The organism is Cerasibacillus quisquiliarum, from assembly GCF_014202495.1.
GTDB classification, from domain to species: domain Bacteria; phylum Bacillota; class Bacilli; order Bacillales; family Amphibacillaceae; genus Cerasibacillus; species Cerasibacillus quisquiliarum.
On sequence record NZ_JACHHA010000014.1, the window covers coordinates 20,722 to 40,264 of the forward strand.

Below are 19,543 nucleotides of genomic sequence, written 5' to 3' on the forward strand. Positions count from 1 at the left end.
ATTATAGATATTTTCGTCGAATTTTGCAATCTACTTTATCTATTTCTTGTGAAGAAAGTTTTATTAATAGCTTATGATTGCCGACCTTCATAGAGGTCATCTTTAATTTTTGATGTCGAAATATGCTGGGTTCGTGGTAAATAGATGACATCACAGTATGGTTTTAAATAGTCAAATAAGCCTCTCCAGTCATCTCCCATAACTAATATATCAATATGATATGTTAGTATATCTTCAATTTTTTGTTCCCATGTTTTTTCAGGTATGACTTTGTCTACATATCGGATGGATTCAAGGATTATTTTACGTTCTTCATATGAATAGTATGCTTTTTTCTTTTTTGTCTTATTAAAAGAATCTGTGGAAAGGGCAACAATTAAATAATCACCCATTTCTTTAGCACGCCTTAAAATATTGATATGACCAACATGGATTAAGTCGAATGTGCCATACGTTATCACTTTCTTCATTTCATCATGCTCCCTTTAGGCAATTTCCAAAACGAAAGGCGTAATCATTGATTGTACGGTATGGCATGGATGCTTTCAAAGTCATTTTCCTTTCATAACTTCTATTTTATAACAACTAACATGTTCTAATCAACTCAATATAACAGATTTAACAAATGACATAAATTTACGATATTTACAAAATATTTTTAGAAAATAATTGCCACCTTTTTGGCAGATGCCACGATTATATTTGTGAAAGGAGGTGGTATCAATGGCACATGAAGATATGCTAACCTCACAATTACGCCTTGTCTTTTATGTAGGAGAAGATGCTATGACTGGAAAGCCAATCTATAAGACAAAAGCATTTAATGTACACACCGATGCAACTCCAGAAAGTTTATTCACTGTATCTCAAGCGTTGGCTAGCCTACAACAACGACCTCTGTTTAATGTAGAGCGTGTTGATAAGTCTGAGATTCGCCAATCGTAAATGGTCTGTAATCAAATGCTTATGGCTATCATTCGGAAGGGGAGGTGAACAGCTTTGAAGAATTTAGAATTGAAGTTTAAAAATGTTGATGGAAAAATTGTTACTTTATCGCTCGAGGAACCAATTGAGCCAATTGATCCAGCAGAAGTTAATCAAGTGATGGAAGACATTATTGCAGCTGACGCCTTCACATCTAAAGGAGGCGGACTCGTTGAAAAATATAGTGCACAAATTACAGAACGATATGTACAACAAATTGAGCTCACATAGTAAGCTGGTAAGAGGGGCTGTCCGTGGATGCTTGGACGCCCTCTTTTTATTAAATGAACGTACATTGTGTCACCAGGGAAATAATTTAAAAGATGCAAAAATATCGGTAGATTTCTAATTGAAAGGGGGCGTTCAGAGTGGAAATGGAAGCTTGGGTGGCTTTTGTAACAGATTTAGGCTTTCCGATTGCGGTGACATTTTATTTACTCCATCGTATTGAAGGAAAGTTGAATCAGCTAATTGAATCCATCCACTCTTTGCCGGAGAAAATGAAGTAACAATAAAAACTCCAAACTTATTATGCCAGTTAGCGGCATATTCGTTTGGAGTTTTTCATTTATGGTGTTTATTGTTAATCACTTCATTCAAACGATCTGGATAATCAGTAAACATACCATCAACACCCCAATTAAGAAGTCGTTCCATATCTTTCTTGTCGTTAACTGTATAAGGGTGGATTAAAAGCCCAGCTTGTAAAATATCATGAACCATATTTTTAGTCAGGGCTTTATAATTAATACCAATTCCAGTTGCATATGTTTTGATTTTGTCTAATTCATTTTTACTTAACTTTGCTTTCTTATCGAGCTTTAACAATTGAATTAACGGTATATCAGGAGCTAATTTATGTATTTCTAATAAACTATCTTTACTAAAAGATTGTATGATTATTTTTCCATCTGGTAGAACAGGATCTGTAAAGCCATAGCTTTCTAACGTTTCAATTAATGTATGAACCATGTCGGGATACATTTCAGGTGTTTTTGTCTCAATATAATAATTAGCATGTTGACCAAACGTATTAAAAATTTCCTCTAGTGTCGGTACTGTTGCACCGATAAACTCTGCCTGAAAATAATGTGGGTGCTTATCATAAAACCATGATCCAGCATCCAATTGTTTCAATTCCTCTAACGTATAATCCTTTACTTTTCCAACACCATTTGTTGTTCGAGAAACATCAGAATCATGCATGGCAACGAGGTGGCCATCTTTCGTCATTTGTAAATCAATCTCAATATAGTCGCTGTTCAATTGCTCGCCTATTTCATATGCAAAAATCGTATGTTCAGGTGCATATCCTGAACCACCACGATGAGCAATATTCACAAAACGAAGTGGTGATAATAATGAATGAGCATCAACATGAGAAAACGCTTCAAGATAATCACCAATTTGTTCCTCTTGTTGTTTGCATCCAATAAGATTAAGAAATAAAAGTAAAAAAATGAAGAATGTTTGGATGTATCGCATCATAACCACACCTCTTTCCCTGTTTATCATGAAATATTATAATTTTCTACTCAAATCATATAGGAGTTGAATAGATATTTATATGTGTCAAATTAACCCTAACACAGTGCGTGAAATATTCATGGCATGATGATAGACGTGTAATAATTGATTAATCATATCTAAGTAAACAGCACTGATATCAGGGTCATGTACTTCTTTATCAATAAGTCTATTGAAATGTTCAAACTTCACATCTTTTTCAAACTGATCGATGGACGCTTGATATTGCAGCACATCTTTAGCTAATTGTAAATCGTTTTCTTTAAAGGAGGTGATGGAATTGATAAATGTTCTTTCTATATAATTAAGTAGGATATTCATTTTGTTTAAATCTCGCTTACTTAAGACAATATTTTTTTGGCTAACTTTTTCGGCGACTCCGATGAAACGGACTACCGTATCACCAATATGTTCGATATCATTTAAAATATTTAATAGCTTTACTTCTAAATTTGATTGCTCATCTGTTAAGTTTTGTTGAGCTAATTTTAATAGAAATTGTTGTATCTTAATATAAGATGCATCTATTAACATTTCAACGTGATATAGTTTCTGCTGTTTTAAATGACCATTAACATAATCGCTTAATCGCTTAAGCATATCCGTCTGTACCATTTGTGCAAGACGAATGATTTCCTTTTTACTTTGATGAAGTGCCTCTTCCGGGACTTTTATCAAGTTTTGATCGAGTTCAACTTGAAAAGTTATGTCCTTTTCTGATGAAGAGACTGTAAATTTCTTAAAAAGTTGAGCTACAGCAGGTAAAACAGGCAAGAACAAAAAGGCAATCCCGATGTTAAATATAGTATGGAAGTGTGCAATTTGACGATCAGGGCTTCCCGGAAGTAAACCGCTATAAGGTAAAATCAAATGTAACCCTAAAAAAGCAATCACAACACCAATTAATTTAAATGAGAAATAAAAGACAGCTAACTGTTTTCCTTTTTGGTTAGACGTCGTACTGGAGACTAAAACAGGAATCGTTGAGCCAACGTTTGCTCCTAATACAAGGGGAATAATGGCTTCTACAGATAAGACACCATTCGTTACAAAAGCAACTCCTATCATAATCATCGCAGCACTGCTATGAAATATTGCAGTTAAAACCATGGAAATAAAGGCAAACATAATCGGTATATCTGAAATATTTAATAATACATCCAGTAAATACTGTTCTTGACTTAAAGGTTCGATAGAAGATGAAATTAAATGGATCCCAAAGAATATGAAACCGATACTAAGTAAAATCATCCCCGTTGTTTTCCATCGATTATGCTTAACGAAGATAATAAATATGACCCCTAAAAAAATAAAAACAGATGAAAACATGGATATGTCAAAAGTAAGGATTTGCACTGTCAATGTTGTACCAATTGCAGATCCGAGGACGACACCAAAAGCTTGTGACAAACCGATTGCCGAACTACTGACCAATCCAACTAAAATGATAGATGTTACTGTACTACTCTGAAGAATAAAGGTTGCTACGACGCCACTGAACAGAGCTTTAAGCCGTGTGTCAGTTAACCGAGTTAGATAGTCACGCATTTTTGAAGCGGCAAGCCGTTGTAAACCGTTACTAAGCAGATATGTGCCATATAAAAAAATGCCTAAGCCACCTATAAAGCTAAAAAAACTTTGCCATATCAAAGTCATAATCGATTCTCCAAAATATCAATAAATGTTTTAGCAATCGTTACGAGATAATCACCTAACCGTTCTAAAAATCTGCTTGCTATAATCGTTTTTAAGTTACCGCCTGTAATATCTTGTTGCTTTTCTACTGAATGTACAAGTGATTCATATGTGCCGATATTTAATTGGTTGACATGTTTATCGTGTTCGATGACATTTTTTAGTAAATCTATATTTTCATTCGCCATGCCTTCCAATAACCATTCCATCATGTCGCATTCATACGTCATAAATCGATTTGCCACTGGCTTTAAAACGTCAATATCTTCTCTTTCACTAATTGTAAGTAAATTAATGATTTGGTCACCGACACGTTCAAGCCGGCCAGCAATACGTCCAATAGCAAATAATTCCTTTACATCTTCTTTCGCTAAAGGTTGTAATGTAATTAAATCTAAAATCATGTCATTTATTTTTTCCTCACTTTGATCAATAACCGTTTCCTGTTGAAGTAAAAGTGCTTTTTTATCTTCAGAAGGTTCATCTAAATAAGCAAGATAATCTGTCGTCATTTTTAAAATATGTTCTAAAAGCTTAAGAACGATATCTTTCATTTGTATCCGCATCATGTCATAATAATTTTGCCTTTTTAACATGAAATCACCTCCATCATGAAGATAAATAAAGAGGATATCAATGACATCCCCTTTTAAAGCTTCTATAATCCGAAGATAGCAGGATTGTTAGAAAAAACGCCGTTGACACCTAGATCAATTAATTTCCTATATTCATCGATATGATTAACAGTGAAAGGATATACTTCGAGTCCGATCTTGTGCATTTCATCAACAAGCATTTGGTCAACATAAACCATATTAGGATGGACGCTTCTTAATGTTAACCGAGTCGATTGAATATATTCCCAAGGACGTAACAAACGATAAAACATAAGTAAACCAAGTGGAATTCGCGGGTCGAGTGCTTGTACTTTTTCTAAAGCTTGATGATCAAAGGATGAAATTAAAATATTTTCTAGACGATTATGTCGCTTCAAACATTGAATGACCCTTTCTTCTATTCCGTCATGAATGATTGGAATGTTTTTTATTTCTATATTTAGCAATATGTCTTTCGGGCATATGTCTAACACTTCATCTAATGTTGCGATGGTTTCATGAGCGTATGCCTTTGAAAAAGATGAGCCAATATCAAATGACTTGATTTCTTCTAATGTATAATCATTAACGTACCCATGAATGTTCTCATTTAATCGTGAAAAATGATGATCATGAATGACGATTATTTGTTTATCCTTTGTCAATTGCACATCAATTTCGATCGCTTTAGTCTGGTGTTCTAAAGCTTTATGAATAGCAGAAAGTGTGTTTTCAGGAGCTTCTGTTAAAGAACCCCTATGAGCAAAGTTAAGAACCAAGATGTACACCTCGTTTTTTTGATATAAGGGAGGAAAGTTGGAATGCAGCAAACTCCTACTCTCCTCCAATGAACAATCAAACCTTTATTTAAGTGCGTTTGTGATTTTCTCAGCCGCTTCATCTAGTGCTTCTTTCGGATCTTTTCCTTCATACATTTCTCCAAGTGCTGTTTCAATGATTTTACGAGCTTCTGGCATAACGGTCGTTAATGCACCGGATGTCGCTGGTGTAACTTGTGTGTCTTCAAGCTGTTTGACAGCTGTTAAATATTGTGGATATTCATCATACACTTCTTTAAGAACATCTTCTTCATATGCAGCAGGTGTAATCGGAAAATATCCTGTTGCTGCCGCCCACTCTGCTTGCACGTCAGCCTTTGTCATAAATTTAACGAATTCCCAAGCTGCTTTTTGTTCCTCTTCGGATACTTGATTTGTAATCCAAAGTGATGCCCCACCAACAATAACACCTTGTGGATCAACACCATCTGGAACTGGTAGAGGAGCAGAGCCAACTTCGAATGGTGAGTTTTTAATGACTTCAGCTGTGTTTGCAGTTGAGTCGAGATACATACCGACTTGACCAGCAAAGAATGGACTACGTGGGTCTTCCCAGTTACTACCATAGTTTTTAAACGTTTTAGCCTTGTTCATGTCATCTAACCAGGTAAATATTTTTAAACCTTCTTCAGAGTTGACAACTGCTTCAGTTGCATCACCACTACGGCCGTTATCATTATCTAAATACAAGGCACCTTGATTCGCCATTAATTGCTCAAAGAACCAACCAATTGTTCCCATTGTAAAGCCGAATGTTTTTTCACCATCAGCTAATTTTTCAGCTGCTTCCTTTACTTCACTGAATGTTTGTGGTGGGTTATCTGGATCTAGTCCAGCTTCTTTAAACATATCTTTATTATAGAACATCACCGCATTCGATGTGTTGAAAGGCATGGAATACAACTGGTCATCAATTGTGTAATAAGATAAAATGTTTTCCTCTAATACAGAAATATCGAAATCATCTTCATCGATAAATTTTTGCATTGGTGTAATAAAATCACTTTCTTTCATATATTTCGTACCTATTTCGAATACTTGAACAATCGCAGGCGCTTCTTTTGAACCACCGACAGCACGCAATTTACTTAATGAATCATCATAACTACCTTGATACACAGCTTCAACCTTAACTGAATCTGATTGCTCGTTAAATTTATCAACAATGTCTTCCAGCGCTTTTCCGTTATCTCCACTCATCGCATGCCAGAAGGAAATCGTTGTTTTATCTCCCGAATTGCTGGAAGATGACGCTTGATCATCATTGCTACAAGCCATTAATACAAAACTTAATAGAAAAAGGACGACAAAAGATTGAATAAATTTCTTCAACATGATTCTCCTCTCCAATAATGGAATATATTTTTATCTCACGTATGAAGTCCGTGAGGTGAAACCGGCTTATTAACCTTTTATGGCACCTGCTGTTAATCCTTCTCTTATCCATTTCAAACCGATAAATAACAGTAGTAACGTCGGCAATAAAATAGAGATAACTGCTGCCATAACCATATTCCAAGATGATGAACTTTCATTAGCAATCAGCATCTTTAAACCAATCTGTACTGGACGTACTTTATCACTATCTGTGACAAGAAGTGGCCAGAGATACATATTCCAAGTCGTTAAAAAACCGTAAATGCCAAGCGCACTTAAGGATGATTTAGATAAAGGTAAAGCGAATTTCCAATAAAATCGAAACCGTGAGCAGCCATCCATTTGCGCAGACTCCCATAACTCTTTAGGAATTGTTAAGAAATGTTGACGTAATAAAAAGATGCCAAACGGTAAAGCGAAAAATGGTACGGTTAATCCTTGGTATGTATTGACCCACCCTAGATTTAATATGGTTAGGAAGTTTGGTATGATCGTTGCTTCCCATGGAATGAGCATCGTTGCCAAAAACAGATAGAAAATTAAATCACGGCCTTTAAATGGAATGAAAACAAAGGCAAATGCCGAAAGACTACTCACAATGAGCTGTCCAACCATAACAATGAAAGACATCCAAAAACTGACCATCAAGTAATGCATAAGCGGAATACTTTCAAACACTTCTTTATAAGCATCAAAGCTAATCGATGACGGAAGTAGTTTTCCTGCATATATTTCATGTGGCTCCATAAAACTTGCTGATAATGCATACAAAATCGGAAAGAAAAGAAGCAGTGCGGATACACTAAGCAAAAAGTAGAATAAAAGCTTTCTCATCATTGGTAATGCACCTTCTTTTCTCCGAAGTAAAATTGCACGACAGTCACAATAAGAATGAGGACGAATAGGACAATTGCTTGTGCACTGGCGAAGCCGAAGTTACCATATGAAAACGCATTTTGATAAATGGAATAGACGATGATATTTGTTGCTCCAGCAGGTCCACCACCCGTTAAAATATCAATCTGTCCAAACGTCTGGAATGCACCTATCACGGCAATAATCGTAACAAAGAACAAAACAGGTGATAGGAGAGGGATTGTAATTTTAAATAATCTCGCCCAATATCCAGCACCATCAATTTGCGCACTTTCATATAATTCTTGATCGATGTTTTGAATACCAGCTAGTAAAATTATAAAATTAATACCAATATGCATCCATACAGTCGTCATAGCTACTGAGAACAATGCCCACTTTGAATTCGTCAACCATTCGATAGGGTTTATACCAATTGTTTCCAAAATGACATTTAAAACCCCTAAGGATGGATGAAACAAAAATAAGAAAATCGTTGCACCAGCAGCGACTGATACACCTAAAGTAGATGAGAAAATGGTTCGAAAAAACCCAATCCCCTTTAATTTCTCACTTGCAATCGTCGCTAAGAATAGTGAAATAATAATTTCTGCTGGAACGGTGTAAAGTACGAACAACAATGTCGCCTTCATACTCTTAATAAATTCCGTTGAGTGGAGCAGTTCTCTGTAGTGTTTCAATCCAACAAATTCTTGAACTTGCCCACCACCAGACACTTCGAAAAAGCTAAAATACAATGTCTTTGCCATTGGGTAGAATAAAAAGACACCTAATAACACAAGTGCTGGTAATAAATAGACCATGCCCGACATAAACAGTCTCGATTGACTGTGATATCTAGAACCTGGCTGTTTGTTCTGACGCGATTGTGTTGGCCGAATACCGTCTTTGTTTGCTGAATCGCTATTTTTTGGCCGAGCATGAGTTACTTTTGTAAGTACTGTTGACGAGGAAGTCCCCTTTTTCAATGATTGATTAGAACCTTGACTATGCTTTTTCTCCTGCAAAATACCACCCCTTTATCAATGACATGTTGTCTCTCAATTAAATTGTTGAATCACCCCCCTTCAGGAAAGTAAATCTGGCTTTCTAGCAAGAAAGAGCATTGCCATTTCGGAAAACAACTTTAGGTTAGGATTCACATGATCGGAAAAGGTTAATCGCTCATCTTAGTGAAAATTCCCAAAAATAAAACCACAAAAAATACCTAACATGCTTTTGAGCTTTGTAAGGTTTTTTCTGTGGATCTCCGCATCTCCATACAAGAAACTATTTACTTATCTGTATTTAATCAAAAGGTTCATTCGATGTCAACAGTAATTGTGGAAATTTACTCTATATTTACATATATTTTACACTAAATCAATGTAAGGGCTTACATTTACGGGACTTGTAGGGAAAGAAATTTAACTCTACGACGTTACTAAAACTCCGAAGTCAGGCATAGCGGGAGTGCTCGAATCTGTTCCGGGATCGCTCGATTATGGCATGTCACCGCTCGATTCCGCCTCGTCGTCGCTCGATTATGGCATGTCACCGCTCGATTCCGCCTCGTCGTCGCTCGATTTTGGCTTATTACCGCTCGATTCCGCCTCGTCGAATCCTCCAAAATTCTTTACGATGTTTAAAATACCATAAGCTAGTACGAGTCATTTTTAATATTAACTTGCAGATCGTATAGACCTTGTTGCATGTTTAATTTTACCATATGAGATGAATATGTTTTTATGCTCTGGAATGATCTGATTTGAAAAGCATTAAATAGAATAGATGACCAACTATCTGTAACAGTGGAAGTATGCTTGTTTACGTGGTGTTTACTTTCTGTTTATTGTCCTGATTTTATATAATCAATTCACCATTCTAATTCTGTCATGATCGACAAATTGCGTCTACTGACCTATGTTCATTATGTCATCTATTTGCTAATATTAGGATTAAAATGGATAAAATAACATCAGTCAAAGAATAGGAGATAGAGGGGGAGAGAAAAATTAATTTACTTTACTTAGCTATTTTTATCGGGATTGTCGTTATATTTACGCTTACTGTGTCATTACTTAAAAAAATTCCAGGTATGTCTTTTGTTTTTCGCATTCTTCGTTTTTTAATTCCAGTGGCATTGTATACCATTCTTGTCCTTTTTTTATACGGCTTGTCAGGAGCGATGAGCTTAAGTGTTTTAAGTTTTTTTTCAATTGATGAGACTCATCTCTTATATAAAGGAGAGTTTTTTGCGAATCAAAGTATGAGCAAGGACATATTTTATTTTATTGTTCTTTATGCAATCTTTTGCACAGTTTCTTTCTATTTTGTTTTACTTGCACCATCTATCCCCCTAATTGTCCATGATTATTATATTGGCGATTCTGTTGTCGTCGGGTTCTTAACGGTTATTCTTTTTCCTTTTGTCGTTAAGTTGTTTTTACCAGATTTCGATTTATCATTTAAAGGGGCGTTAGTGTTCGGTCTAGTGAATGTTATTTTTACAGCGTTAAGTAAAAACCATAGTCGTTTTCGTGATGAATATTAATTTACCAATCATATTCAACTTCGACTTGATTGTAACATTCTACACAGACTGTTTTTGCAAAAGGGGCAACATCATTGTTACAATACATACATTTTCTTCGTGTCGATGATTTTATTTGTTTAGAAGGAAGTGTTAGAATATGCTTACATTTTATACACTTTGGCTGAGCATCTTCCTTTTTAACAACATTGATCTGTTGACACTGTTCACAAGTGATATTCAATAACTTCAGCTGAATATGGTTGGATATAATTCGTTTTACACCTGTTATATTTCGTTGTTTGAACAATTTATTAATATTTCTAACGAGAGCTTTATTTTCTAAAATGTGCTGTCTCATTTGTTCTTCGACATTAAGGTTATTGTTGGCTATTTGTTTAAACCATTGTCGCATATCGTTTTTTAATACGTTTTCGTTCATCATTTAATCTCCTTTCCATTTTTATACTATTTTAACAATTTTATATTATATTTCAACACAAAAATTGCTACCCTTAATTTTGGAAAAATTGAAACCTTTAATTTGTTTGAGAAGTAAAATATATTACAGCGCTTAATAACTGAAGAAAATAGGACCATCGGCTCTTGAAAAGAAAAATAGATTTTATATAATTGAGTAAAATTTGAAAAAGCGAAAAATAAGTTTAAGCTCCACAGCGACGTTGTAGAAAGGTAAAGGAGAGAGTTTGCGATGTCACAAGAAGCTAAGGTTGACATTTTGACGAAAGAAGCGTTCAATCAATTTTATAAAAATGAATTAACACCTGTTATTCAAGAGCTTGAGCGTGATCGAAAGCGAATTGTAGGTAAACTGTGGCTCGTCATTTTTTCAGGAATAGCTGTGTTGGTCTTATCTGGAATGTTAAATCGGCTAAATTTTGAATATTATATTTACGTTGCTTTCGGTGGTGTTTTTGTCGTATGGAAGTTCTTTCAAATTGTCCTAGAAGAAGAAGACGAGTTAAAATTAAAAGTAAAAACTACGGCGATTAACCCTTTAATAAAACGTGTGAATGAATCGTTTAAATATATTCCGAATCAAACGATTCATAAAAAAATAGTAAATGAAGCAGGATTTTTCAAGCCTAAATTAGCTTCAGTAAGTGGAGATGATTATGTAGAAGGAAAAGTTTATACAGAAGGGATTCACGATACATCTACGGAGATGACCTTCTGTGAAATTGAAGGGAAATACAGCTTTAGTAGTCATCAAAGGACTGTCATGCCATATTTCAGGGGGTTATTTTATGTTGTTGATTTCAATAAACATTTCGATGGTCATGTTTATGTATTTCCAAAGAAAAAAGAAATAGAGTATACGTTATTAGAAAATGTCGTTGAGCCGGATAAGGAAACGTTTAAGAAAGTAGAGTTGGAAAGTGTTTCGTTTACAAAACTGTTTGATGTTTATGGTACAGATCCGATTTTAACACGATATATTTTGACCCCTCGGTTAATGGAACGTATCGAACAATTCTCAGCATATGCAATGACACATGAAGCATATATGACGGAAATGTTTCCGAACATGTCTATCGCTAAACGGCGCTCGCTTCGCCGTAAGAAAAAAGGATACGGCGTGATGCCATTTTTCTCATTTAAAAATGGCATGCTGTACATTTTAATTCCTACACAAACAAAACATTTTGAGTTTAAACTTATGAAACGTTTAGATGAACGCGTATTTGAAAACTATTATTATGATATTATTTTAGCTCTTAGAATAGTAGAGGAATTAAACTTAAATTTACGAATTTGGACGAAACAATAAGGAGGCCAATGGAAGTGATTATTGGTATTGTTATAGGTGTTGTTTTATTGCTATTGATTTTAATGTATAACCGAATGAAGCGATATGATATTCAAGTGGAGCGCGCTTTTGGGGATCTCGATGCATTCTTAATGAAACGTGTCGATCAATTAGATAACTTAATTCAAACAGCACGCGTCGCAACTGATAAAGAAATGGAACTCGTTGAAAATGTTGCAGGATTGCGCTCGCGTATCGTTAACGCTACATCAATTGATGAAAAAGTTGCTGCTCATATTAATTTACAATCTGAATTGCCGATGTTTTATCGTACGATGGAAGCATACCCAGAAGTGAAATTCCATGAAAACTACATGCTCATTCAACGGTCGATAAATGAAATAGAAGAGCAAATTCAAGCTGCTCGTCGCAACTACAATGAACACGTACGTATTTATAATACAGCTATTACAACATTTCCTAGCGTGATTATTGCCCCGCTTTTAGGCTTTAAAAAGAAAAAGATGTTTGAAATCTCACCTGTGCAAAGGCAAAATGTCGATGTGAAAGAATTATTCAATCGCTAATCTAGTTTAACCGCTTATTTCAGTGTATGTGCAGAAATCGCGCAACTCTGGGTCAAAATCGCGCAACTCTGGGTCAGAATCGCGCAACCCTGTGTCAAAATCGCGCAACCCAGCCCGCCCTCTTTATTCGAATTGCGAACTGCGTAATGTTACACTCCATAATCACATGCCTTCACACTGATTGTTTGCTCTTTTTATGTTTATCTTTTTCAAATAATACGAGTAATCCTGGCATCAATATACCTCTTATTAAAAATGTATCTAATAATATCCCGACGGCGACAATAAAGCCAAAAACAAAGAGTATTTCAATAGGTTGTGTCATAAGGACAGCAAATGTCGCGGCAAGAACGATACCTGCTGAGGAAATGACACCACCTGTGTTAGCTACTGCTGTTTCTACAGCTTCCTTAACTGGATGATGTTCTCTTTCCTCTATATATCTAGATACGAGGAAAATATTATAGTCAATACCTAGCGCAACTAAAAACACGAAAGCATAGACAGGCACACGATTACTAATTGTATCGATATCAAATAATATATCGGTCAAAAATACGCCCAAGCCTAATGCTGCGACAAAAGATAGTAAAATCGTTCCCATCATCAATATAGGCATGCGGAATGATTTTGTTAAGAAAATAAGCATGCTAAATATGAGAATCGTCTCTAAAATAACAATGACAACTAAATCGCGATCACTAACCGAGCGATTGTCGACTGAGTAAGCCGTTTCACCTGCAAAATGAAGTTCACCTTTTAAGTTGCTATCAGAAACAATTTGCTCCGATTTATCACGTATTTTTTCCAGGGCATCCATCGTTTCAACTTCGTACGGTCCTTCAGAGAACGTTAAGCTATAAGAAATAACTTTCCCATCATCTGTCATATCGTTCACACGGACATTCCCGACGAGCTTTTCTTCTGATAATCGATCAGCTAATGCTACCATATCTTGTTCTGATACTTCTTCTTTCGATTCAAATAAAACAGTCGTCGGTGCTAGATCTCCTTTATTAAAACTTTCTTCTAAGACTTCATAACCTAAACGTGATGGCATATCATCAGGGAATGATTTCATCGTATTAAATTCATACGTAATATGAAAAATATTGCTCGCAGATAAAACTAAGAAAGCACCAACAACAAGGACAGACATCACAGGTTTATGAGCTACGAAACGTCCGACTTTCTTCCATAAAGAGCTTGACTTAATTAACTTGTCTCCAACGCGAGGGATTTTAGGCCAAAATGCATGGCGTCCGAATAATGTGAATAACGCTGGAACGAGTGTTATCGCAGCAATCATTACAATTAACACGGCAACACTGAATATAGGTGCAAAATTACGATAATCACCAAATTGAGCAAAGAATAAGATAAGCATCGCTAATAAAATAGTTGAAGCCGAATAAAAAATTGGAATACCAATCTCTCTCATAGCGAGCTTCATCGCTTCATATTTATCTTCTGTCTTCACCAATTCTTCCCTAAACCGTGAAAAGATAAATAATGAGTAATCAATCACCACAGCAAAAAGTAAAATCATCATAATCGACAATGATTGATTAGCTAGTTCAACGCCACCTTTACCCATTAGGCCTAAAACTTGGTTCACGACTTGATAAACAAAGCCTGCTCCAAGAAGTGGAATCAGTGCTAATAATGGTGAGCGATATGTAAAGATTAATAAAACGAGAATAATCCCTACAGTAGAAAACAATAAGACGAGATCTGCCCGTGTAAACAAATCAGTCGTATCAACAGCAATCCCAGCAGGACCAGTAACGTACATATTTACATCCGATTGTTCATCAGCAATGGCATAAATTTCTTTCAATCCAGCTTTGACTTCTTTTGTATCTAAATTTTCTTCAAAATTAAGCGGAAGAAAAGCAGCTGATTGATCATCAGAAAAAAACGTCTCCATTGCTTGAGGAGGTAAGGCTTTAAGCGGAATGACCTCTTTGACCCCTTTAATATTCTTCTCTTCAATCTGATCTAAAATCTGAATTAAATCTGATACAGGAACTTCACCGTCTTCTGCTTCAAATACGAGGATAGCAGATAATCCGTCCGCATCTTTAAAGTACTGATCGACTTTTTTATCCGCAATGACGGATTCTAAATGGTCGGGAAGCAGCTTTTCTACACTAGATACTTGATAATCTTTAGAACTTGGTGCAAATATAGTTAATAAAGTGACGACAACAATCCACATGACCAATGTTAACCACATGCCTTTTTTCGTTGTGACACGGTCAGTCATGGCATGTAAAATAGTTCTTATCAATGAACACACGACCTTTCCAATATAAATTCATATTCATTGTATTCAAAAACAAATAAAAAACGTACTATTTTAATCATACTTTTGAAATAGTAGGGAAGCAAACAAATATGCCAATGCTCTGTAATAATGAAAGCGAATTAAGGAAAAAACAATCTTTACTCTGATCGTCCAATCAAAGACAAGCTGTCTACATAAAAAAAAGAGGCATCCCTAAAGATACCTCTCTATAAACTCTCTTAAAACTTATACGCCATTCCCATTACGAAAACGATGTAAGAAACTCTGTAAACGTTCATTATTTGATTTTTCTAGAACCTCTTCAGGTGTACCTTCTTCAGCGATAACCCCATTATCTAAGAAAACAACGCGGTCGGCTATTTCTTGAGCAAAATCCATTTCATGTGTGACTAAAATCATCGCCATTTCGCCGTCTTTAGCAATATCACGAATGACTTCTAACACTTCACCGACTAATTCAGGATCTAGTGCAGAGGTCACCTCATCAAAAAGCATCACTTGTGGACGCATCACTAAAGCACGAGCCATGGCGACGCGTTGTTTTTGTCCACCAGACAATTGACTTGGATAAGCGTCAAACTTATCACCTAAGCCAACTTTTTCTAACATTTTCATTGATCGTTCTTCCGCTTCTTTTTTCTCCATTTTTTTCACATGAATAAGCGCAGTCGTACAGTTTTCTAAAATGGTCATATGGGGAAAAAGGTTAAAATGTTGAAAAACCATACCGATATCCCCACGTATTTGGCGTAAATGTTTATCATTTGCGCGCACGAGATGATCATTTTTGTTCATTTTCCATAAATTTTTCCCGTTAACGATGATATTCCCAGAAGTCGGCTCTTCAAGCGTCATTAACATCCGAATAATCGTCGTTTTCCCAGAACCACTCGGGCCAATTAATGCCACTTTTTCGCCAGGCATTATATCTAAATCAATTCCTTTTAACACCTCGAGATCACCAAATGATTTACAAATATTTTCATATTTAACAATTGGTTCGTCCTGTTGTACTCCTTGTTTCACTTCTTTATCCATCACTTGTGGCACTACATGACCACTCCTTTATCTTCTTTTAATATCTCATTTTTATCAAAGCGTCGATTCATTTTTTCTTCTAGTTTTCTTACTAGGACTGCCGCTGGATAACTTAACACAAGGAATAAAATAGCAACAATCGTTAGAGCTTCAAGATAACGGAAATGATGTGCACCGTATGTGTTCGCCATGTGTAATATACCTGTTACACCAATTGTTGATGCGAGCGGCACTTCTTTAAACATAATAATTAAATAGTTACCGAGCATTGGAATTGTCGGTGGCAGGGCTTGTGGTAAAATGACTTTTCGCCATGTTTGCCAGCGCGTAAAGTTCAACGCCCGCGACGCTTCCCATTGCCCTTTACCAACACTTTCTATTCCCGAACGATACACTTCAGAAATATAGGTGCTGTAATGAATCCCAATCCCCACTATGGCACTCGTAAATGGACTAAGTGTCATACCAATTCCTGGGACCATTGGCCAAGCATAAAAAATAAAAAACAGTTGCACCAGGGGCGGAGTAGAGCGGATAAACTCCATCACCCATGTGACGAGCCAGTTAAGTGGTTTATTCGGAATCCGTTTTAAAAATGTCCACATGAATCCGAACAAAAGAGCAAATAGATAACTCGCAAATGTTAAGGCAATCGTAATCCATAATCCTTGGACGACAAAGGGGAAGGCATCAAAAAACATATCCCATTTCCAGTTCATGAGCTTGCCACCCCTTTCTTAGAGATGTCTTCTGCTTTTCGCGTTAAGAAAATTAATGGTAACGCTAAAATAAAGTAGAAAACTAAAATCAATAAATAAATGGTCGGTGCCATCGCAATATTTGTGCTACGTAACATATTTCCATGGTATAAAATATCCGTCATACCGATTAATGAAACGAGTGATGTCGCTTTTAAAATTTGGATTAAATAGTTACCAAACTCAGGGAGCATCATGCGTACCGCTTGTGGTAAAATGACGAGTCGCATTTGTTGGAATCGCGTCATATTTAATGCGGTTGCGGCTTCTCTTTGACCTTTATCAACAGCTATTATAGACCCGCGGACAATTTCCGACATATATGCACCATAATTGAGAGAAATGGCTAATACACCTGCCATGAGTTCACTTCCAACTTGAACGTTAAACAACATCGGAATCGCATAATAGAACCAAAATAACTGTACGATAAGCGAGGTGCCACGAAAAATTTCAATATAAAAGCCGGTAAACTTTCGCACGAGTACATTTTTTGAAAGACGTCCGAAGCCTGCTATGAAAGCAATCAAGTAAGAAAAGATAGCAGATAAAACGAGGACTTGAATCGTTACAGAAACCCCTTTTAACAAAACTGGAAAAACATCGAGAATACTAATGTCTATCACTCTTTCTTATATTAAAAGGAACTGACTCACATCACAATATGTTCCAAAATGAATCAGTTCCTATTCATTGTGTATGTTACTTGATGTCACCTTTACAAATTTTTTCAGTCGTAATCTCATCCGGAACACTATTTGATTCACCGTCAAAATAGTTATTATCAAGTATTTCCTTGATCGCTCCATCTTCCTTTAATTTCGCTAATGCATCATTATATGCTTCACGTAATGCGACATCATCAGGATGAAAGGCAGCAGCTCCATAGCTTGGAACACCTTCGATATCAGGTTGCTCGAATCCTTCGACAAACTCTAACTTGTCTTGGTTAGCAGATTCTAACGCCATTCGAACAGTTGCTTCTGTACCCGTCGTTGCATCAGCACGACCTGATTCGACCGCAGCAAATGTAGCCGGGATATCGGGGGCACTTTGAATCTGCTTCGGGTCCACCCCTTCCTTAGTTAAAAATTCATTTTCCGTCGCACCTTCCATCACTGAAACGGTGACATCAGGATTGTCTGCAATATCTTTATAACTTTTGAGTCCGAGTGGATTTCCCTTTTGCACAATTAGTCCTTCACCATATTGCATTTCTGGTTCACCAAATGCGACATTTTCACAACGCTCAGGTGTAATGGCCATACCAGCCGTTACGACATCGAACTGTCTTGCATTAACACCTGAAACGAGTTGGCCGAATTCCGATAGTTTTCCTTCGACTTCCTCAATGCCTAACTCTTTAAAAACAGCTTTCGCAATATCAACAGCTGCTCCTTTTAATTCACCATCTTCTTCATAAGCATATGGTTTTTCGTTAGCAAACCCAACTGTTACTTTACCTTTCTCTTTTAGATTTTCTAACGAATTGTCTTCACCATCTGCACCACTACCATCGCCACAACCAGCTATAAAGCCGATTGATAGAAGCAATGTGATTGCGATTAAAAATTTTCTCACAAAGAAACCTCCCATATTTTTTCATGATGCCCGTTTAATTGATGATCGAGCATGTCATGAATTAGCATAGTTTTATGTTAACAATATCTGAAAGTTCAATCAAACGCGATAATACGGAATTATCCAGTGTATGACTGTATAATGAGTGACCTCGTTATATGAGCTGAATCATTCTAAAATATCCTCAACTATCGTCGGAAATACTCCAAAATACTCGCGAATGGAATTTATGCTTGAATCAACATATTTTATTTCTAAGTGAGAAGTTTCACGGTCAAAAGGAAAGCAAGAAAATAATTGAATAGTTAGGTGACATCTAAAGTAGATTTAGTTAAGAGAGGATCTTCATATTTTCATCTCTATCAAGGTCTTATTTATAAATAAGGCGTCATATAAAAATAGCTTTAGCTAAAAGTAAAAACAGTAAGTTACACAAAAAATAGGATGTCTCCACGAAATGAGTGGTCAAGACATCCTAAACGTTTTTAATATTTATTTTTCTTCATCTTCTGCTTCACCATCGCCTACAGTAATTTTTTGTAGTGGCATGGTATGTAATCCTTCAGCTGTTACGTGTACTTGAACGACATAAACAGCATCTTTGTCGAACGTCGTTTCTGCCGTATACACGCCATCTCCATCGTTGTTTGGTTTAATCATTTCACTTGCTTCATTATCATCCATATTACTTGGGTCTTCTTTTTCACCATCTACCCAAATTTCAAACTCAACGTCATCAGCGTCATCAACTTTTTTATCGCCAAATGTAACGACTGCTTTTAATTCGACTGTCTCGCCAACTTCAGCTGTTTCAGGTACTTGAAGATCAACTTCTAGTGGAGTTAACTCATCTATATCATCACTTGCTCCACATGCTGCAGCAAGCATGACAATACCTAGCATCATCATAATAGAAAGCCATTTTTTATACATGAATAAACCTCCTGATTCCTCTCAAACAAATTTTATTACAGTAGGAGCTGCCGAAAGTAAAGCATACATAACTTAGAGCAAAATCGCGCGGTCCCAGGCCAAAATCGCGCAGTCCCGAGCCAAAATCGCGCAGTCCCAGGCCAAAATCGCGCGGTCCC

21 protein-coding genes are annotated in these 19,543 nt (G+C 36.2%); 6 read left to right on the plus strand and 15 right to left on the minus strand.

Annotated features, from left to right (window positions below; translation table 11 throughout):
- Positions 1 to 71 precede the first annotated feature (71 nt).
- Positions 72 to 470: a glycerol-3-phosphate cytidylyltransferase gene (tagD, locus tag HNQ35_RS12020; RefSeq protein WP_146938590.1), complete on the minus strand. Its 399-nt coding sequence runs from the start codon at positions 468 to 470 to the stop codon at positions 72 to 74.
- A 253-nt stretch (positions 471 to 723) separates the two neighbouring features.
- Between tagD and HNQ35_RS12025 the strand changes: the two genes are divergently transcribed.
- The 3 genes from HNQ35_RS12025 (at position 724) to HNQ35_RS12035 (ending at position 1,493) form a co-directional block, all read left to right on the plus strand.
- Positions 724 to 945, plus strand: a complete 222-nt coding sequence (locus tag HNQ35_RS12025; RefSeq protein WP_246118113.1) for a DUF1659 domain-containing protein — start codon at positions 724 to 726, stop codon at positions 943 to 945.
- A gap of 54 nt (positions 946 to 999) precedes the next feature.
- On the plus strand, positions 1,000 to 1,215 hold the full coding sequence (locus HNQ35_RS12030) for a DUF2922 domain-containing protein (protein ID WP_146938591.1): 216 nt from the start codon (positions 1,000 to 1,002) through the stop codon (positions 1,213 to 1,215).
- 143 nt (positions 1,216 to 1,358) lie between these two features.
- Entirely contained in the window at positions 1,359 to 1,493 is a 135-nt protein-coding gene (locus HNQ35_RS12035; protein ID WP_146938611.1) for a YvrJ family protein, read from the plus strand.
- Positions 1,494 to 1,548: 55 nt separating this feature from the next.
- On the opposite strand, the gene HNQ35_RS12040 is transcribed toward HNQ35_RS12035, so the two are convergent.
- The 7 genes from HNQ35_RS12040 to HNQ35_RS12070 all read right to left on the minus strand — a co-directional run bounded on the left by HNQ35_RS12040 (position 1,549) and on the right by HNQ35_RS12070 (position 8,706).
- Positions 1,549 to 2,472, minus strand: coding sequence for a glycerophosphodiester phosphodiesterase (locus HNQ35_RS12040; RefSeq protein ID WP_246118114.1), 924 nt, complete (start codon positions 2,470 to 2,472; stop codon positions 1,549 to 1,551).
- Positions 2,473 to 2,556: 84 nt separating this feature from the next.
- Positions 2,557 to 4,167: a Na/Pi cotransporter family protein gene (locus HNQ35_RS12045; RefSeq protein WP_146938592.1), complete on the minus strand. Its 1,611-nt coding sequence runs from the start codon at positions 4,165 to 4,167 to the stop codon at positions 2,557 to 2,559.
- Entirely contained in the window at positions 4,164 to 4,802 is a 639-nt protein-coding gene (locus HNQ35_RS12050; RefSeq protein WP_146938593.1) for a PhoU domain-containing protein, read from the minus strand. The genes HNQ35_RS12045 and HNQ35_RS12050 overlap by 4 nt, the downstream gene beginning before the upstream one ends.
- A 62-nt stretch (positions 4,803 to 4,864) precedes the next feature.
- A complete protein-coding gene (locus HNQ35_RS12055) occupies positions 4,865 to 5,581 on the minus strand; it encodes a glycerophosphodiester phosphodiesterase (protein WP_170226727.1) in 717 nt (238 codons plus the stop codon).
- 84 nt (positions 5,582 to 5,665) lie between these two features.
- Positions 5,666 to 6,976 (minus strand): ABC transporter substrate-binding protein, encoded by a 1,311-nt coding sequence (locus tag HNQ35_RS12060; protein ID WP_174771686.1) that lies wholly within the window; start codon positions 6,974 to 6,976, stop codon positions 5,666 to 5,668.
- Between the two features lie 69 nt (positions 6,977 to 7,045).
- Positions 7,046 to 7,855, minus strand: a complete 810-nt coding sequence (locus HNQ35_RS12065) for a carbohydrate ABC transporter permease (RefSeq protein ID WP_146938596.1) — start codon at positions 7,853 to 7,855, stop codon at positions 7,046 to 7,048.
- On the minus strand, positions 7,852 to 8,706 hold the full coding sequence (locus HNQ35_RS12070) for a carbohydrate ABC transporter permease (protein WP_146938613.1): 855 nt from the start codon (positions 8,704 to 8,706) through the stop codon (positions 7,852 to 7,854). Before HNQ35_RS12070 ends, HNQ35_RS12065 begins: the two co-directional genes overlap by 4 nt.
- Positions 8,707 to 9,971: 1,265 nt before the next feature.
- Between HNQ35_RS12070 and HNQ35_RS12075 the strand changes: the two genes are divergently transcribed.
- A complete protein-coding gene (locus HNQ35_RS12075) occupies positions 9,972 to 10,427 on the plus strand; it encodes a hypothetical protein (protein WP_146938597.1) in 456 nt (151 codons plus the stop codon).
- 1 nt (position 10,428) lies between these two features.
- Here the strand turns inward: HNQ35_RS12075 and HNQ35_RS12080 are convergent, their stop codons facing one another.
- Entirely contained in the window at positions 10,429 to 10,848 is a 420-nt protein-coding gene (locus HNQ35_RS12080; protein WP_146938598.1) for a hypothetical protein, read from the minus strand.
- 270 nt (positions 10,849 to 11,118) lie between these two features.
- Here HNQ35_RS12080 and HNQ35_RS12085 point away from each other — a divergent pair, with 270 nt between their 5' ends.
- On the plus strand, positions 11,119 to 12,198 hold the full coding sequence (locus HNQ35_RS12085) for a DUF3137 domain-containing protein (protein ID WP_146938599.1): 1,080 nt from the start codon (positions 11,119 to 11,121) through the stop codon (positions 12,196 to 12,198).
- A gap of 14 nt (positions 12,199 to 12,212) precedes the next feature.
- Positions 12,213 to 12,764, plus strand: coding sequence for a LemA family protein (locus HNQ35_RS12090; protein ID WP_170226728.1), 552 nt, complete (start codon positions 12,213 to 12,215; stop codon positions 12,762 to 12,764).
- A 172-nt stretch (positions 12,765 to 12,936) separates the two neighbouring features.
- Here HNQ35_RS12090 and HNQ35_RS12095 read toward each other — a convergent pair whose 3' ends face one another.
- The 6 genes from HNQ35_RS12095 to HNQ35_RS12120 form a co-directional block, all read right to left on the minus strand.
- On the minus strand, positions 12,937 to 15,057 hold the full coding sequence (locus HNQ35_RS12095) for an MMPL family transporter (RefSeq protein WP_307724233.1): 2,121 nt from the start codon (positions 15,055 to 15,057) through the stop codon (positions 12,937 to 12,939).
- Between the two features lie 243 nt (positions 15,058 to 15,300).
- Positions 15,301 to 16,113 (minus strand): ectoine/hydroxyectoine ABC transporter ATP-binding protein EhuA, encoded by an 813-nt coding sequence (gene ehuA, locus HNQ35_RS12100; RefSeq protein ID WP_146938615.1) that lies wholly within the window; start codon positions 16,111 to 16,113, stop codon positions 15,301 to 15,303.
- 11 nt (positions 16,114 to 16,124) lie between these two features.
- Entirely contained in the window at positions 16,125 to 16,832 is a 708-nt protein-coding gene (ehuD, locus tag HNQ35_RS12105) for an ectoine/hydroxyectoine ABC transporter permease subunit EhuD (protein WP_146938601.1), read from the minus strand.
- Entirely contained in the window at positions 16,829 to 17,488 is a 660-nt protein-coding gene (ehuC, locus tag HNQ35_RS12110) for an ectoine/hydroxyectoine ABC transporter permease subunit EhuC (RefSeq protein WP_371862331.1), read from the minus strand. The genes ehuD and ehuC overlap by 4 nt, the downstream gene beginning before the upstream one ends.
- Positions 17,489 to 17,573: 85 nt before the next feature.
- Complete coding sequence (ehuB, locus tag HNQ35_RS12115) at positions 17,574 to 18,452, minus strand: ectoine/hydroxyectoine ABC transporter substrate-binding protein EhuB (RefSeq protein WP_146938603.1); 879 nt, start codon at positions 18,450 to 18,452, stop codon at positions 17,574 to 17,576.
- A 492-nt stretch (positions 18,453 to 18,944) separates the two neighbouring features.
- On the minus strand, positions 18,945 to 19,385 hold the full coding sequence (locus tag HNQ35_RS12120; protein WP_146938604.1) for a FixH family protein: 441 nt from the start codon (positions 19,383 to 19,385) through the stop codon (positions 18,945 to 18,947).
- Positions 19,386 to 19,543: the final 158 nt, after the last annotated feature.

Excerpts from the sequence above, each read along its gene's own strand:
- tagD (WP_146938590.1), bottom strand. The coding sequence starts at position 470 with ATGAAGAAAGTGATAACGTATGGCACATTCGACTTAATCCATGTTGGT.
- HNQ35_RS12025 (WP_246118113.1), top strand. The coding sequence starts at position 724 with ATGGCACATGAAGATATGCTAACCTCACAATTACGCCTTGTCTTTTAT.
- HNQ35_RS12035 (WP_146938611.1), top strand. The coding sequence starts at position 1,359 with ATGGAAGCTTGGGTGGCTTTTGTAACAGATTTAGGCTTTCCGATTGCG.
- HNQ35_RS12040 (WP_246118114.1), bottom strand. The coding sequence starts at position 2,472 with ATGATGCGATACATCCAAACATTCTTCATTTTTTTACTTTTATTTCTT.
- HNQ35_RS12045 (WP_146938592.1), bottom strand. The coding sequence starts at position 4,167 with ATGACTTTGATATGGCAAAGTTTTTTTAGCTTTATAGGTGGCTTAGGC.
- HNQ35_RS12050 (WP_146938593.1), bottom strand. The coding sequence starts at position 4,802 with ATGTTAAAAAGGCAAAATTATTATGACATGATGCGGATACAAATGAAA.
- HNQ35_RS12060 (WP_174771686.1), bottom strand. The coding sequence starts at position 6,976 with ATGTTGAAGAAATTTATTCAATCTTTTGTCGTCCTTTTTCTATTAAGT.
- HNQ35_RS12065 (WP_146938596.1), bottom strand. The coding sequence starts at position 7,855 with ATGATGAGAAAGCTTTTATTCTACTTTTTGCTTAGTGTATCCGCACTG.
- HNQ35_RS12070 (WP_146938613.1), bottom strand. The coding sequence starts at position 8,706 with ATGTCGGGCATGGTCTATTTATTACCAGCACTTGTGTTATTAGGTGTC.
- HNQ35_RS12075 (WP_146938597.1), top strand. The coding sequence starts at position 9,972 with ATGTCTTTTGTTTTTCGCATTCTTCGTTTTTTAATTCCAGTGGCATTG.
- HNQ35_RS12080 (WP_146938598.1), bottom strand. The coding sequence starts at position 10,848 with ATGAACGAAAACGTATTAAAAAACGATATGCGACAATGGTTTAAACAA.
- HNQ35_RS12085 (WP_146938599.1), top strand. The coding sequence starts at position 11,119 with ATGTCACAAGAAGCTAAGGTTGACATTTTGACGAAAGAAGCGTTCAAT.
- ehuA (WP_146938615.1), bottom strand. The coding sequence starts at position 16,113 with ATGGATAAAGAAGTGAAACAAGGAGTACAACAGGACGAACCAATTGTT.
- ehuD (WP_146938601.1), bottom strand. The coding sequence starts at position 16,832 with ATGAACTGGAAATGGGATATGTTTTTTGATGCCTTCCCCTTTGTCGTC.
- HNQ35_RS12120 (WP_146938604.1), bottom strand. The coding sequence starts at position 19,385 with ATGTATAAAAAATGGCTTTCTATTATGATGATGCTAGGTATTGTCATG.